The following is a 14,096-nucleotide window of genomic DNA, read 5'->3' on the forward strand; positions in this document are numbered from 1 at the left end:
GAAGCAAGAAGTGATCAAAGTACTGGTGATCGACGATGACTTCATGGTCGCCAAGGTGCACGCAGGGTTCGTCAACAGCGAGCCTGGATTTACCGTGGTCGGCGTGGCGCACTCCGCGAGCGACGCGCTCAAGGCCGCCGCCGCGCTATCTCCGGATCTGATCTTGCTCGACATCCACTTGCCCGACATGAATGGACTGGACCTGTTGCAGCGTTTGCGCGAAGTCCAGCCGGAACTCGACGTCCTGGTGATCAGTGCGGCGCGGGAAATGGAGACCGTGCGCCGTGCGCTGCGCGGAGGGATTGTCCACTACCTGATGAAGCCCTTCTCGCGCGAGGACCTGCGCGAGCGCCTGGAGCACTACGCCAAGACCTACCAGCCGCTGGGGCAGGCCACCGACCAGGAACTGCAGCAGGCCGACGTCAACAGGCTCTTCGGCCTCGCCGGACAGCAGCGCCGCCCGCTGCCCAAAGGCTGCAGCGCCGAAACCATGGAGCTGGTCCAGAACATCGTCAAGGAAGCCGCCGAACCCATCTCGGCCACCGAAACGGCTGAAAAGCTCGGGACCTCCCGGGTGAGCGCTCGCCGGTATCTGGAATACCTTGCCGAAGAGAACTTGGCGCAGGTGAACCTGCGCTACGGGGGAGTCGGCAGGCCCGAACGCCGCTACTCGTGGAGGACATAGGCCCCTGGCGCTTCCCGATGCCTGCAGGCGCCGGAAGCGGGTGCAGGCCTAGACGAAAGCTGCCGAAACGCGTTGGCGATGCTCGCTGGCGGCGTAGGTGCCGAGGATCTTGATTTCCCAGGTGAAGAATTCCAGCTCTTCCAACGCCAGGCGCACGGGCAAGTCTTCGGGATGGCCCTCGATGTCGACCATGAAGGTGGTGGCGGCGAAGGACGAACCGACCATGTAGCTTTCCAAGCGGGTGATATTCACGCCGTTCGTCGCGAATCCGCCCAATGCCTTGTACAGGGCGCTGGGCACGTTGCGCGCCTGGAACACCAGGGTGGTAATCACTGAGTCGGGAAGCTGCGAGCGGTGCGGCAGGTCCTGCTTGCGGGCGAGCACCACGAAGCGGGTCGTATTCGTCTGGTCGTCCTCGACCCCGGAGGCCAGCACATCCAAGCCGTAGAGTTCGGCTGCCATGGGCGGCGCGAGCGACAGCTTGGCAGGATCGTTCCAGTCGCGCACTTCGCGGGCCGAACCTGCAGTATCACCGGCGATCACCGGGATCAGCCCGTGCTCGCGGATGACCTTGCGGCACTGGCCGAGCGCATGGATGTGGCTGTGCACTTCGGTGGCTCCGGCGATGCTGCTGCCCGGCAGCCCGAGCAGGTCGAAGCGGATGCGCAGGTAATGCTCGCCGACAATGTGCAGATCCGATTCGGGAAGCAGGACGTGGATATCGGCAACGCGGCCGGCAATGGAGTTCTCTATCGGAATCATTGCCAGTTCGGATTCGCCGTTTTCCACCATGGCGAATGCGTCCTCGAAGCTGGCGCACGGAACGGCTTCCATCTCGGGGAAACGCTGCATGCAGGCCATATTCGAGTTGGAACCGGCCTCGCCTTGGTAGGAAATCTTCTTGCGCATTGAACCAACATATCCCAGCTCTACCGGAGGGCAGAAAAGCAAATACCAAGGTTTCGTGCGCCTTTCGGGAAAGTGCTTCTGGAGTGCGATGGATGTTGAATCGGCTCCCTGTTGGGCAGTAGCATCATTGGGGTATGATGCGGATCACTAATGAAGCTGTGGGGTCTTCTTCTGTTCTTGGGGGTGCAAGTTGGCAGAACCTACCTTGATTGGTTCGGTGCAAAAGGCGCTTCGCCTGCTTGAAGCTGTGGCGTCCAGCACCATGCCTTTGCCTGCGAAAAAGCTGGCACGTATGACAGAGCTTCCTTTGCCGACCACTTACCATTTGCTGCGAACTTTGGAGTTCGAGGGGTATCTGTCCAAGGTTGACGGCGGGTATGCGATAGGCGCCACAGCGCTGACCGTCCAGAACGAGGCCGTGCAAGAATTCCTTCCTCGTATAAGGCCAGTTTTGCGCTCACTTAGTGCCGAGCTGGGCGCGGCCACCTATTTGACTACCTACCAAGAAGGCGAAATCCATTTGCTCGCCATGGTCGAAGGGCCTGAAGGTCGCAGTGTGGATCTGTGGGTGGGCGTCCATGAATCGGGGCATGCCACGGCGTTCGGCAAGGCGATACTTGCCAACTTGAGCGAGGAATTGCGCGATGACTACATCAACAGCCATGACCTGCATGACCTGACACCCAACACCATCACCAGCAAGGGCAACCTGGAGCGCAGCCTGGCCGAGGATGTTCCCATCTGGTCGGATAAGGAAGAGTACCTGCTGGGGATCAGCTGCCATGCCGCCCCGATCTGTTCCAATGGCTTGGTCGGTGCTGTTGCTGTTTCACTACCCTCGCAGCGCACGTTGGCTGCGGAAGAATTGGTGAGCCTGAAGCGCGCCGCTCGCAGGTTGGGGCTGGCCATGGGGACACCTCTTATCACCATTTGAAATTCCTCCTCTTGTTGAGTGTGTGACGTGGATTACATCATTGAATCCTAGGCCCAAGGAGGGGACATGGACTCGAACACTCAACGTGAGCTTTACCAGCAGATGGTAACGATCAGGACATACGAAGAGACGATCTTGCGTGAGTATCACGCCGATAAAAAGCCGGTCTTCGATATTGGTGCTGGCCTGATTCCCGGCGAGATGCACCTGGCCGCAGGACAGGAACCAGTAGCCGCCGGAGTCTGCGCGCATGCCATCGACGGCGACTCCGTCACCGCGACGCACCGTCCGCATCACTTCGCACTGGCCCACGGCGTGGAGATCAATGCGATGACCGCCGAGATCTTCGGCAGGGTTGACGGGCTAGGCCGCGGTCGAGGCGGACACATGCACCTGTTTGATCCGAAAGCCAAATTCTCCTGTTCCGGAATCATCGGCGAAGGCTTGCCAGTAGCCGTCGGCCAGGCCCTGGCCATGAAGCGCCGAGGCACCAATAATGTAGCTATCGCGGTAGCCGGCGAAGGCGCCGCCAACCAAGGTGCCTTCCACGAATCGCTGAACCTTGCGGCCCTGTGGAAGCTGCCAGTGATCTTCGTGGTGGAAGACAATGACTGGGGAATCTCGGTTCCGCGCTCGCAGTCCACCTCGGTGCCATCCAACGCGGTGCGAGCAGCCGCCTACGGCATTCCCGGAGTCCGGGTTGAAGACAACGCTGTTGAATCCGTCTACGAAGAAGCCGGCAAGGCATTTGAACGGGCACGCAATGGCGGGGGACCGAGCTTGCTGGAAGTGAGCACGCTGCGCCTGTGGGGCCACTTCGAAGGCGATGCCCAGGGATACCGCTCTGATCTGGAAGGAGTTCCGGGCCGCGACCCGATTCCGACTTACGAGCAGACCTTGCGCGATGCAGGGGTCATTGACGATTCCTTCGTGGAGCAAACCCGCAGCGAAGCGGTCAAGCGGGTGGAAGCTGCAGTGGAATTCGCCAAATCCAGCCCTGAACCTGACCCATCCACCGCCGGCGACTACGTTTTCGCATAGCGAATAAGGAGCATGAAATGACTACGGAAGCGACAGGCACTCGCCGCCTGAATACTGCCAAGGCCACCGTTGAGGCGATCGCCCGGGAAATGGAACGCGATGAAAACGTGTTCGTCATGGGTGAGGATGTGGGACCCTACGGCGGCATCTTCTCCTCGACTACCGGCTTGCTGGAGCGTTTCGGGCCAGAGCGGATCATCGATACGCCCATCTCCGAAACAGGCTTCATCGGGGCTGCGATCGGTGCTGCCACCGAGGGCATGCGCCCGATTGTGGAATTGATGTTCGTGGACTTCTTCGGAGTCTGCATGGACCAGATCTACAACCACATGGCCAAGATCCACTATGAATCCGGCGGCAACGTCAAGGTTCCGCTGGTGCTGACCACCGCAGTGGGCGGCGGATACTCCGACGGCGCGCAGCACTCCCAATGCCTGTGGGGCACCTTCGCCCACCTGCCGGGAATGAAGGTCGTGGTGCCCAGCAACCCAGCGGATGCAGCTGGACTGATGACCGCGGCGATCCGCGACGACAACCCAGTGGTGTTCATGTATCACAAGGGCATCCAAGGCTTGGCGTGGATGAAGAAGAACCGCCGTTCGATTGGCCCGGTTCCTGAAGGGGACCACGTCGTGGAGATCGGCAAGGCCGCGGTACCGCGCAGCGGCAAGGATGTCACCATCGTGACGCTTTCGCTTTCGGTGCACCACGCACTGGACGTGGCCGAGGAGTTGGCCGGTGAGGGCGTTGATGTCGAGGTCATCGACCTGCGCAGCATTGTTCCCATGGATACCCAAGCGATTATCGACTCCGTAACCAAGACCGGACACCTGGTCATCGTAGACGAGGACTACCAGTCCTTTGGCCTTTCCGGTGAGATCGCTGCCCGGATCGCGGAGCATGATCCAACCATCTTGAAGACGCCGGTTGGCCGCGTGGCCAATCCAGATCTTCCAATCCCATACGCTCGGACGCTGGAATACACGGTATTGCCGACGCCGGAGCGAATTAAGGAAGCGGTATTGAAGCAGGTGGGACGATGAGTCAGGTACTATTCCCCATACTTTCCGAGAAAGACCCCGATGCTGAAGGCACCGTTGCCACCTGGTTTGTGGATAGCGGAGCCACCGTGGCCGAAGGCGAACTGATTGCAGAAGTTGCCGTAGACAAGATTGACATGGAAATCAACGCACCGGCCGCCGGCGTCTTGACTCATCTAGTCGAGGAGGGAGCCGTCGTTATCCAGAACTCGGCGATTGCCAACATCGCCTGAAAAGAACTGCAAGGCTTTTCACCCGTTCCCCCAAAACGGAGAAACGCCAGCTAAGCAGGAATGCAGCCCCGAAGCTTCCCCCAAGGCTTCGGGGCTGTATCGCGCTGGTCGCTAAGCGGTGTCAGGATGCGCGGTAATGATCCGCCAGCTTCTGCAAGCCTTCATCGATACCCACTTCAGGTTTCCAATCCAACACTTCGTGGGTTTCGCGCTGGTCGAACCAGTGCGCAGTGGACAGCTGCTCAGCCAGGAAGCGCGTCATTGGCGGTTCATCGTGCACCAGATCGCGCGAGCCTGCGGCCAGCCACAACTTCTCGATCACTGAACCGGCACCGCGGGCCAGCCAGCCCGGAACGTTGAGCTTCGGGACAGGGGTCCCGCCGGCCTGGCAGATGCCGGCAATCAATTCGCCCACCGGACGGGGTTCGCCATTGGTGACCACCAGGGCACGTCCATGGGCGTGGTCCATGCGCTCCAAGCCGCGAACGATGGCAGCCGCCGCGTTGTCGATATAGGTGGTGTCGATCAACGCCGCGCCATGGTCCAGCAACGGGAGCCGTCCGGCCTTGGCCCGCGCGATGACCCGCTCCACCAGTTGGGTATCGCCTGGCCCCCACACCACATGCGGGCGGATGGCTGCCACCCGGAACTCAGGCGAATCGTTGCCCAGGGCCTCCCGCTCGGCGGCCGCCTTGGAACGTGCATAGAATCCGCGCGCCTGCTGCGGATCGGCGTCGCCGGCACCGGCGCCAGCCAGGGATTTGCCAAAGTGGGCTACGGACGGCGAGGAAACGAAAACGAAATCCTTGACGCCCGATTCTTTGGAGGCTGCCAGCAGATTGCTGGTTCCGTCGATATTCGTGGCGACGAAATCCTCCCACTGGCCGGTAAAAGAGACTTTCGCTGCCAGATGGATGACTGCATCCATGGACTTTACGGCAGCAGCCACGGCATCCAGATCGGTGAGTGAACCGCGCACTTCATCGGTGGCACCGGCTGAAGCACCACGCTGGAAGGTGCGCACGTGGTGGCCGTTGTCGCGCAGCAGCTGTGCCACGGCGCCTCCGAGCATGCCGCTGGCGCCGGTGACCAGCACGCGGCGAGGGGTCGAAGCAGTGTCTGGAGCACTCACGGGTTGCGGATCCTTCCACCGGCGAGCGTAGCGGCGGCCCAGCCGGCTAGCGCGGCACGGTCAATCTTCGAATTATGGCGGATATCCGTCGGCAGGTTGGGCACTACCAGCACGGCTGCCACGTCGGTGCCGGTGGCAGCGACCGCGGAGCGCACCTGGCGCGCCAGTTCGCTGCTGGCCGGGCCCGGTTTGCGGGCTGGGGGCACGGTTTCCATTACCACCACTGCAGCCTGGGTTCCGTCGGGTCCCACGCCAACCAGCGCGGCACGGCCAGCGCCGGCAACCGACTCGGCAGCGTGCTCGGCCGCCACCGGGGTGATCGCGCCCTTGGCGGTGCGCAGCACATGGCCCAGGCGGCCCTCGACCCAGAGCCTTCCCTCGTCATCCAGGTGCCCGACATCGCCGGTGCGATGCCAGCCGGGGATCGAGCTGCTGTGCTGTTCGGTGATCCACAAACGGTCGTAGCGGTCCTTGACGTGCGGCGCACGCACCAGGATCTCGCCTGTGGCATTCGGGGTGAATTCCGGCTTATCGCCGGCCATACCCAACGCATCAATCGGCGCGATGGCAACCGTGGCCCCGGCGACAGCCGTGCCGACGCACACGCCATTGCCCTGGCCGGCGGTGCGGATGCCGGGAAGGTCGATATCGGTGACCGGCAAGGCCTCGGTCATGCCATAGGGGGTGTGGACTTCGGCCTGCGGCACCAGTTCCTGTACCTTGGCCAGCAATGGTTCGGGAATCGGCGCCCCGGCAGAAAGCATCAGCGAGACGCCTTCCAAGGTTTCGCGCTGGGCCTGGCCCAGCGCATCCTTGGTGTCCAGGACATTGGCCAACGCGGCGGGGGAGGCGAAGACCGTGGTTGCGTGCACCGCGGCGGCCGCATCGGCCAATGCGGTGGCGGTCAGGGTCCGCGGGGCGGTCACGTCCATGTCGGGGGTGACCGAGGTGGCTCCCAGGGCAGGACCCAGCAGCGCGAACGGCGCGAAGCCTGCCACCAGCGCGGAACCGGCCTTCAGATTGTAGGTTTCGCGCAGGGTATCGCGCATGGCTGCCAGCTGGCGGTGCGTGTACACCACGCCCTTGGCCGGGCCGGTGGAGCCGGAGGTGAACAGCACTGCCGCGTCGGCATCCGGGTCGGCCGGCTCGAAGGCCGAGGATCCGGTGGCTGCCTTGCCGCCGGCTGCATAGAGCTCGGGCAGGGTGTGGGCAACGCCCAGCAGCTTGCGCTTGGCAGCTGGCAGGTTGTCTGCAGAAATCCTGGTGCCTGGCCAGCCGAAGAGCCGCGCGCCGGTCAGGGCACGCTCGATGCCGATCAGGAAGCGGGGGCCGGAACCCTTGATGGCGCGTCCCATGCCCTTGGCGCCCAGGCCTGCATCAGCCACCACGATGACCGCGCCCAAGCGCAGGCAAGCATAGATCAGCGAGGTCAGCTCGATGCCCGGGGGCACCAGCAGGTTCACCCGGTCTCCGGCCTTCACACCGATCTGGCGCAAGCCGGTGGCCAGGGCGTTCACCCGCTCACCCAGCTCGGCCCAGGACAGCGAGCGCGCAGGGTTGATGTCCACCACAGCTGCCGAATGGTCATTGGTGCGCGAATCGAGTTCGGCAAGCATCGGACGGTAATCGCCCAGGGATTCGGCCCGCGAGGTGTTCCTGGATTCTTTCTCGCCGGCAAGCCACTGGAAGATCGGGGCGGCGATGTCGTTGTCCTCGCCCACCAGATGGCTGGAGCCCTCGAAGCGGTGCACCTGGGCGTGCGGCAGGCGGGAGAGCAGATCGCGCAGGTACCGGTCGGAGAAGACCGGGTCCTTCGGGCCCCAGAGCATCAGGGCCGGCACCTTCAGCGAGCGCACGGCCTGCGAGATCTCGTCCAGGGCAGGGCGGCTCGGGTGCTCGGGGGAGAAAGGGATATCGGCGACAAAGTTGGCAACTCCATCGCGCTTCGCCGCGCTGGTGTACGGGGCCATGAAGGCCTTGCGGACCTCAGGGGCCAAGGCCGGTTGCGCCAACGAGTGGGTGACCTGCAAGAAAGCAGGGGAGGTCTTGGTGCCCCAGGAATGCACCGCAGGGTGGGAGGCGAGTTTCAGCGCGGCGGGAAGCTCGAAGCCTGCCGGGTGGATTGCGGTGTTCGTCAGCACCACGTTTTCCAGCTGCTCCTGATGGGAGACGGCCCAGCCCAGGGAAATGATGCCGCCCCAGTCGTGGCCCACGGTGGTGACCTTGCCGGCCAGCCCCAGCGCGCCGGTCAGGTCGCCCAGGTCGTTGACCCGGTCGGCCAGGCGGCGGAAGGTGCCGGTCCGCTCGGAGAAGCCCATGTCCAGCTGGTCGACTGCCACCACGCGCCACGGCAATGAGTGCTCGCTGACGTGGTTCAGCAGGCTGCGCCAGAGGTAGGACCAGGTGGGGTTGCCATGCACGCACAGCAGGGTGCCGACCGGATCGATGCCACGTTGCTGGAGTTCTTCATGGTTGTCCAGGATGTGCCACCGGTGCGTGCTGCCCGGGGTGTCAACCTGCGAGGTGGACGGCACTTGAAGATACGTCGAGTAAATTGCATCTACACCGGGGAACAGCTCGGTCACCAGGCAATCTCCATCATCGCGGTGTTCAGGCCGGAACCGACACCCATGCAGAGCACCCGGTCGCCCTTCTTCAGCGAATCAGCTTCCTGGGACAGGGTCATCGGCAGGGAAGCCGGACCGACGTTGCCCCACTTGGAGAACGTGATCGGCACGCGGTCCTTGACCAGTCCGACGGCCTTGATGATGGCGTTGGTGTAGGACTTGGACACCTGGTGGGTGACGTAGCGGTCCATGGATTTCCAGTTCCAACCCGACTGATGGGCTTCGTTCCAAGCGTTCACCACCAGTTCCAGGCCGTTGTCCAGCAGGCCCTTGGTGTCCGTGTACATGCCCGAGGGGCCTCCGACGCACAGTTCGTGGTGCTCGGTGCCGGCTCGCGAGACGCCGCCGAGGATGCGGTGCGCATCCGGGTGCGCATCGGCCGGGCCGATGACCGCAGCCGCGGCACCGGAGCCCAAGGTCAGGGTGGCGAATTCACGCATGTAGTCATCGCGCGTGGAATTCTCGGCGTTCAGGCGCTGGAAGGTGGTTTCCTGGGTCGGCTTGGAATCTTCGCCGGCAACAATCAGGGCGTACTTGATCTGGCCCGAGTCGATCATGTTCGCCGCCAGGCTCATGCCATTGACGAAACCGAGGCAGGCGTTGGCTACGTCGAAGTTCATGGCAGAGGAGGGCAGGCCCAAGCCGTTGTGCACCTTGGAGGCCACCGATGGTTCCAGGTTGCGGCGGGTCACCGACGTGTTGATGAGCAGTCCGATGCTGCTGGCGTCGACACCAGCGGCATCCAGGGCCTTTTTGCCGGCCATGATCGCGGCATCGTCAAAGCCGACACCGTCGGACCACCAACGGCGTTCCTTGACACCGGAGACACGTTCCAGAAGCTTCTTGGACAGGCGCAGGCGTTTCAGGCTAGGAGCCAGCCGCTCATCGAATTCTGCCGAGCTCACCACCTCTGGTGCGAGAACGCTGTTCACTGATAAAAGCGCAACGTTGTGGTGCTTAAAGGTGGCATTGCCGTTCAAAATGGTGCCTTCGTTTCTGCTGGACTATCTATATGCTGCGTACTGCGTTGAAACGTCTGTGCCGATGGGAAAGTGCCCAGGGCTGCGAATGTATACTCCCTAGGTTATTCCCTGCATCGCGCCAAGACGTACTTGAGCGCGAGTTTTCAGCCGAAAGCTAGATGCAGGATCTATGCAGACTATATCGATCCTACAGACTAGTCCTATGAGAATCATGAAAAGTGGGCCGTTCATCCTGTGGGCTTTCTTCCATCCGCACAGCTGATCGAAAGCAAGTCTGAAACCCCGGACATGAAAAGCGATCCAGCTCACATTCACGGTCGAAGATCGCGTTGTATTGGATATCGCATCGATTCATTTTGACGGCCCTGTCCTCATCGAAAAGCGGTATCCAATGACAACTTCAAGCGTTGAAACCCAAGGCACGTTTCCAGTCGTTCTGCGATTCGTGGTCTACAGCCTCGTCGGCATCGTGTTCTTCTTCCTGCCCATCACCATCAACGGCAAGAGCACCATCCCGCTGGATCACCTGATTACCTGGATTCAAACGGCCGCGGCACCGGTGGTTCCGTACATCATCTTGCTGATGCTCGTCTGCGGAACGGTTCTTCCCTTCGCCACCGGTGGCTGGAAGGCATCAAAGGTCCGGGGCGTCTTCGCGTTCTTGAACATCCTCGGCCTGGTTGTCGGCTGCTCCCTGCTGTTCGACTTCGCTCCAGCATGGCTCAACGATCCGGACATGGGGCCGTTCCTGCTGGAAAAATTGGTGATTCCCGTAGGCCTGATCGTTCCCGTGGGGGCCATCTTCCTGGCCTTGCTGGTGGGCTACGGCCTGATGGAATTCCTCGGCGTCTTCTGCCAGCCGATCATGCGCCCGATTTGGCGTACCCCAGGCCGTTCGGCCGTGGATGCCGTGGCGTCCTTCGTTGGCAGCTACTCGCTGGGATTGCTGATCACCGACCGCATGTACCGCGGTGGGCGCTATACCGGACGCGAAGCGGCCATGATCGCTACCGGCTTTTCCACGGTGTCAGCCAGCTTCATGGTGATCGTTGCCAAGGCGCTGGATCTGATGGACCACTGGAGCCTGTACTTCTGGCTGTCGCTGGTCGTCACCTTTGCGGTGACTGCCATTTCGGTGCGCATTCCGCCGCTGAGCCGGGTTCCGGACACCACGTACCTGGGCATGGAACACGACAAGGAACAGGTGGTCACTGGCAACCGCGCACGCGTGGCCTGGAACGAAGCTCTGGGAGCCTCTCGGCGGGCACCGTCGCTGGCCAAGAACATCGGCGCCAACGTGTGGGACGGACTGAAAATGGCGATGGCGATCTTGCCATCCATTCTTTCCGTCGGACTGCTCGGGCTGGTGGTGGCACGCTTCACTCCGGTCTTCGACTGGCTGGGCTACCTGTTCGTGCCCTTCGCCTGGATCGTCGGGTTGGAAGATCCGCTACTGGCCGGCAAGGCGTCGGCGACCGGCATCGCCGAAATGTTCCTGCCAGCGACCCTGGTTGCGGGACATGAATCGATCGAGCTGCGCATGGTGATCGCCATTGTTTGCGTCTCGGCGATCATCTTCTTCTCGGCACTGGTGCCATGCGTCCTGGCAACGCAGATTCCGCTGAACATCCCGCAAATGGTTGCCATCTGGTTCGTGCGCGTTGTCCTGACCATCCTCATCGCGACACCGATCGTGCGCCTGCTCTTGTAGGTGGGCTGGGCAGCTTCCGCCCAGGCCTGTTGCTGTCCCAGCTTTGCGAAGCCTGAATGCCGTTGCATCGCACCGGTGATCCGTCGTTGAATGGTCGGATCGATATGAAGGAAGGTAAGGAAGGCTCCCATGAATCATTTAGACGAATCAGGTGTTCCGATGCAGGGCGATCCGAGTATTCCCGACCAGCCTGAGCCTCCTGCGCAGCCGCCGGCTCCCGACGCACCGCCAAGCCCATCCCACCCGGATGCGCCGCCGAGCCCTTCGCACCCGGATGGCCCGATGGCGCCTCCAGGCCCGCTGGATCCCACGCAACCGCCACCGGGGCACCCCTCAGACCCGACGACCCCGCCATCACCTGGATTCGCCCTGACACCGTGACCCAAACCAAGACGGCCAATGCCCTGCAGGAACCCGGTTCCTGCAGGGCATTGGCCATTTGTGGCTGCGGTAATCCGAAACCGCGCGGCCTGCCATGGTGTCGGTGCGCATCGGTACAGTGAACCTAGGCAGTTCTTCGCTGCCTTGGCGACCACCCATGGAAAGGCACGCATGGCTTATCCAGTAGAAGTGCTAGATCGGATTCTCGGGGTCATGACCGGCATGGCTGCCGGCGACGCCCTAGGCGCGGGCTATGAATTCAATGCGCCGTTGCCCGATTCCGCGCAAGTGGACATGATCGGCGGAGGGCTGGGCAACTTTGCACCCGGGGAGTGGACCGACGATACCTCGATGGCGATAGTCGTTGCCCAGGGCCTGCTGGGTTCCAACGGCAAGCTTGATGGCGCCGCAAGCGATTACATGGTGCGCGAATGGGCCAGATGGGCGGTGAACGCACCGGACGTCGGCAACCAGACCCGTGCCGTCCTCGCCTTCGCCCAGAGCACCGCGTCTGCTGACGGGAGAACTGAACCCAACACCGCAGACGCGCTCGCCGGTTCCGAGCAGATCCACAGGCGAACCGGCCGCTCGGGAGGCAACGGCAGCCTGATGCGCACAGCACCGGTTGCCCTGGCTTATCTGTCCGGAACGCCTGCCGCCGCATTCGACGCAGCGGCGGCCATCAGCAAGCTGACCCATTTCGATGACGAAGCCGCTGAAGCGTGCGGTCTGTGGACCGTCGCCATTCAGCACGCGGTGCTCACCGGAGAACTTGATATTCGCATCGGGCTTGAGCTTCTCAAGCCAGATCGCGCCCATGTGTGGGAACAGCGCATCGGGCAGGCCGAAACCCAACGGCCTCGGGACTTCGGCAACAATGGCTGGGTTGTTGAAGCATTCCAGGCGGCCTGGAGCGCCATCACCACCGCCGATGCGGTGGACGGGAAAGCCCGCTTGGTTCCGGTGGTGGAAGCTGCCGTTCGCGGAGGCGTGGATACCGACACCGTGGCAGCCATCGCCGGATCGCTTATCGGCGCGGCCACTGGCTTGGAAAGCGTCCCGGAGCAGTGGGTGGAGATGGTCCACGGCTGGCCAAGAATGCGGATGCAGGAGCTCGTTGATATTTCAAACGATCTTGCAGGCTAAGTTCCCGGACCTGCCGTCCGGCTAGTCACGGGAAGTGCGCCTCGCCTCCAGCTTCTGTGGAGGTACGACGCTGACTTCGTGGCGTACCCCGCGCACGCCAAGACCTGCCAAATCGATCGCGAGAAACCAGGGCCCGGATTTGGGCACCTTGATCCGGTAGGGTGCCCGGCGTGCCAGCCCACCGTACGATTCGAATTTTTCTCCGTCTTGGAATGCCGCGAAATTCTCTGGATCCATCAATCGGAGATTGGCCGGACCGCTGAGCGTCACTGCCAAGATAGTTCCCCGTTCAAGGAACTCCCAGGAGTACTCAGCGAAATTGGTTTCCGTCAATGCCTGCCTCCGGGGTTCGGATGATCCGCCGATTAGCAGACCCAGACCTATTAACCCAGAAGATGGACCGTCGCGGCAACGGGAACCAGCTTCTGGGCAAGAGCTGGTGGCCAACACGACTCGGGGATTAGGCATGGGAGGCTATGCCACCTCATCTGATGCCAGAGATGCCACAGAACCTTCCGGCCATCTCGATTTCAAGTTCCGTCAACCAGCCAAGCGGCGGATTGTCCGCTACCGGGGATACGCTATTTGCATGGGATAAATTCCCACGCAATTGGGGGCCGTGACGGCCAAGAGTAATAAGGCAAGATTCATGGATATTTTGACCGGCATTGGCCTTGAACAACTTCGACTGTGGATTTGGATTTTGGTGCTGGCCTTTGCCGTCGCTGTGGGTTTATGGCGCCGGCGCCAACTGGTGGCTGTCGCGCTTGCCTCGGTGCTCCTGTTCGCTACTCTCAACGCCGGCGCCGGGATCTATATCCTGAAACGGCTGGGTGATCCGCGGTGGACCGCAGGCGAGCCCCCGGTGAGCGCACCGGAACTATCCGGAACCCCGATCGTGGGCCAGCAACTGGTTCCCCTGGAATCGGCTTTGGAAGCAATCGCCGGGGGAGTGAACTCCTTCTGGGAATTCAGGCAGGCCCTGCCGGTGGCTCTCGACTTCTTTACGCGCAGCGGCTGGGCCCTGCTCGTGGCCATTCCATTGATCATTGCCATTATGATCCGGACTTTCCGGGCTGCCCGCCGGCGCCGGAAGGAGATGCTGAATCTCCGCGGTACGGTGGTGCAACTGCAGGCCGAAATCGCCGAGATAAAGGCGATCTTGCCCGCGCCCGCCACAAGAGCCGGTGTCACGGAGCTCGGGAACCAAACGGACAGTCCCCGCACGCGACGCTCGCGCCGCGGCGAATAGCCGCTAATCTGGCAGAAAGGGA

14 protein-coding genes are annotated in these 14,096 nt (G+C 62.2%); 9 read left to right on the top strand and 5 right to left on the bottom strand.

Features of this window, described 5'->3' with window-relative positions; genetic code table 11:
• Window positions 1-10 precede the first annotated feature (10 nt).
• The gene (locus tag ANI01nite_RS08930; RefSeq protein ID WP_141357475.1) at window positions 11-685 is read left to right on the top strand and encodes a response regulator; all 675 of its coding nucleotides are present in this window, start codon (window positions 11-13) and stop codon (window positions 683-685) included.
• A 48-nt stretch (window positions 686-733) separates the two neighbouring features.
• Here ANI01nite_RS08930 and ANI01nite_RS08935 read toward each other — a convergent pair whose 3' ends face one another.
• On the bottom strand, window positions 734-1,594 hold the full coding sequence (locus ANI01nite_RS08935) for a prephenate dehydratase (RefSeq protein ID WP_141357476.1): 861 nt from the start codon (window positions 1,592-1,594) through the stop codon (window positions 734-736).
• A 190-nt stretch (window positions 1,595-1,784) separates the two neighbouring features.
• Between ANI01nite_RS08935 and ANI01nite_RS08940 the strand changes: the two genes are divergently transcribed.
• The 4 genes from ANI01nite_RS08940 to ANI01nite_RS08955 all read left to right on the top strand — a co-directional run bounded on the left by ANI01nite_RS08940 (window position 1,785) and on the right by ANI01nite_RS08955 (window position 4,842).
• Window positions 1,785-2,528, top strand: a complete 744-nt coding sequence (locus tag ANI01nite_RS08940; RefSeq protein ID WP_141357478.1) for an IclR family transcriptional regulator — start codon at window positions 1,785-1,787, stop codon at window positions 2,526-2,528.
• Between the two features lie 66 nt (window positions 2,529-2,594).
• Entirely contained in the window at window positions 2,595-3,569 is a 975-nt protein-coding gene (locus tag ANI01nite_RS08945; RefSeq protein WP_141357480.1) for a thiamine pyrophosphate-dependent dehydrogenase E1 component subunit alpha, read from the top strand.
• A gap of 17 nt (window positions 3,570-3,586) precedes the next feature.
• Window positions 3,587-4,612: an alpha-ketoacid dehydrogenase subunit beta gene (locus ANI01nite_RS08950; protein WP_141357482.1), complete on the top strand. Its 1,026-nt coding sequence runs from the start codon at window positions 3,587-3,589 to the stop codon at window positions 4,610-4,612.
• Window positions 4,609-4,842: a biotin/lipoyl-containing protein gene (locus ANI01nite_RS08955; protein WP_141357484.1), complete on the top strand. Its 234-nt coding sequence runs from the start codon at window positions 4,609-4,611 to the stop codon at window positions 4,840-4,842. Before ANI01nite_RS08950 ends, ANI01nite_RS08955 begins: the two co-directional genes overlap by 4 nt.
• Window positions 4,843-4,963: 121 nt before the next feature.
• Here ANI01nite_RS08955 and ANI01nite_RS08960 read toward each other — a convergent pair whose 3' ends face one another.
• From ANI01nite_RS08960 to ANI01nite_RS08970, 3 genes are read right to left on the bottom strand one after another with little or no spacing between them, the layout of a single operon-like run.
• Window positions 4,964-5,974 (bottom strand): NAD-dependent epimerase/dehydratase family protein, encoded by a 1,011-nt coding sequence (locus ANI01nite_RS08960; protein WP_141357486.1) that lies wholly within the window; start codon window positions 5,972-5,974, stop codon window positions 4,964-4,966.
• Window positions 5,971-8,559, bottom strand: coding sequence for an alpha/beta fold hydrolase (locus ANI01nite_RS08965; RefSeq protein ID WP_141357488.1), 2,589 nt, complete (start codon window positions 8,557-8,559; stop codon window positions 5,971-5,973). Before ANI01nite_RS08965 ends, ANI01nite_RS08960 begins: the two co-directional genes overlap by 4 nt.
• Window positions 8,556-9,581: a 3-oxoacyl-ACP synthase III gene (locus ANI01nite_RS08970; protein WP_038989634.1), complete on the bottom strand. Its 1,026-nt coding sequence runs from the start codon at window positions 9,579-9,581 to the stop codon at window positions 8,556-8,558. The genes ANI01nite_RS08965 and ANI01nite_RS08970 overlap by 4 nt, the downstream gene beginning before the upstream one ends.
• Before the next feature lie 394 nt (window positions 9,582-9,975).
• Between ANI01nite_RS08970 and ANI01nite_RS08975 the strand changes: the two genes are divergently transcribed.
• The 3 genes from ANI01nite_RS08975 (at window position 9,976) to ANI01nite_RS08985 (ending at window position 12,822) form a co-directional block, all read left to right on the top strand.
• Window positions 9,976-11,295: a YjiH family protein gene (locus ANI01nite_RS08975; RefSeq protein WP_141357489.1), complete on the top strand. Its 1,320-nt coding sequence runs from the start codon at window positions 9,976-9,978 to the stop codon at window positions 11,293-11,295.
• A 129-nt stretch (window positions 11,296-11,424) separates the two neighbouring features.
• Window positions 11,425-11,676 (top strand): hypothetical protein, encoded by a 252-nt coding sequence (locus ANI01nite_RS08980; RefSeq protein ID WP_141357491.1) that lies wholly within the window; start codon window positions 11,425-11,427, stop codon window positions 11,674-11,676.
• Window positions 11,677-11,847: 171 nt separating this feature from the next.
• Entirely contained in the window at window positions 11,848-12,822 is a 975-nt protein-coding gene (locus ANI01nite_RS08985) for an ADP-ribosylglycohydrolase family protein (protein WP_170214612.1), read from the top strand.
• A 21-nt stretch (window positions 12,823-12,843) separates the two neighbouring features.
• Here the strand turns inward: ANI01nite_RS08985 and ANI01nite_RS08990 are convergent, their stop codons facing one another.
• Window positions 12,844-13,155: a DUF1883 domain-containing protein gene (locus ANI01nite_RS08990; RefSeq protein WP_170214613.1), complete on the bottom strand. Its 312-nt coding sequence runs from the start codon at window positions 13,153-13,155 to the stop codon at window positions 12,844-12,846.
• 316 nt (window positions 13,156-13,471) lie between these two features.
• Here ANI01nite_RS08990 and ANI01nite_RS08995 point away from each other — a divergent pair, with 316 nt between their 5' ends.
• Window positions 13,472-14,074 (top strand): hypothetical protein, encoded by a 603-nt coding sequence (locus ANI01nite_RS08995; RefSeq protein ID WP_141357497.1) that lies wholly within the window; start codon window positions 13,472-13,474, stop codon window positions 14,072-14,074.
• Window positions 14,075-14,096: the final 22 nt, after the last annotated feature.

It is taken from the genome of Glutamicibacter nicotianae (assembly GCF_006539525.1).
GTDB lineage: Bacteria > Actinomycetota > Actinomycetes > Actinomycetales > Micrococcaceae > Glutamicibacter > Glutamicibacter nicotianae.

Bases quoted from the DNA above. Each gene is read 5' to 3' on its own strand.
- ANI01nite_RS08975 (WP_141357489.1), top strand. From the start codon at position 9,976: ATGACAACTTCAAGCGTTGAAACCCAAGGCACGTTTCCAGTCGTTCTG.
- ANI01nite_RS08980 (WP_141357491.1), top strand. From the start codon at position 11,425: ATGAATCATTTAGACGAATCAGGTGTTCCGATGCAGGGCGATCCGAGT.
- ANI01nite_RS08945 (WP_141357480.1), top strand. From the start codon at position 2,595: ATGGACTCGAACACTCAACGTGAGCTTTACCAGCAGATGGTAACGATC.
- ANI01nite_RS08985 (WP_170214612.1), top strand. From the start codon at position 11,848: ATGGCTTATCCAGTAGAAGTGCTAGATCGGATTCTCGGGGTCATGACC.
- ANI01nite_RS08955 (WP_141357484.1), top strand. From the start codon at position 4,609: ATGAGTCAGGTACTATTCCCCATACTTTCCGAGAAAGACCCCGATGCT.
- ANI01nite_RS08995 (WP_141357497.1), top strand. From the start codon at position 13,472: ATGGATATTTTGACCGGCATTGGCCTTGAACAACTTCGACTGTGGATT.
- ANI01nite_RS08935 (WP_141357476.1), bottom strand. From the start codon at position 1,594: ATGCGCAAGAAGATTTCCTACCAAGGCGAGGCCGGTTCCAACTCGAAT.
- ANI01nite_RS08950 (WP_141357482.1), top strand. From the start codon at position 3,587: ATGACTACGGAAGCGACAGGCACTCGCCGCCTGAATACTGCCAAGGCC.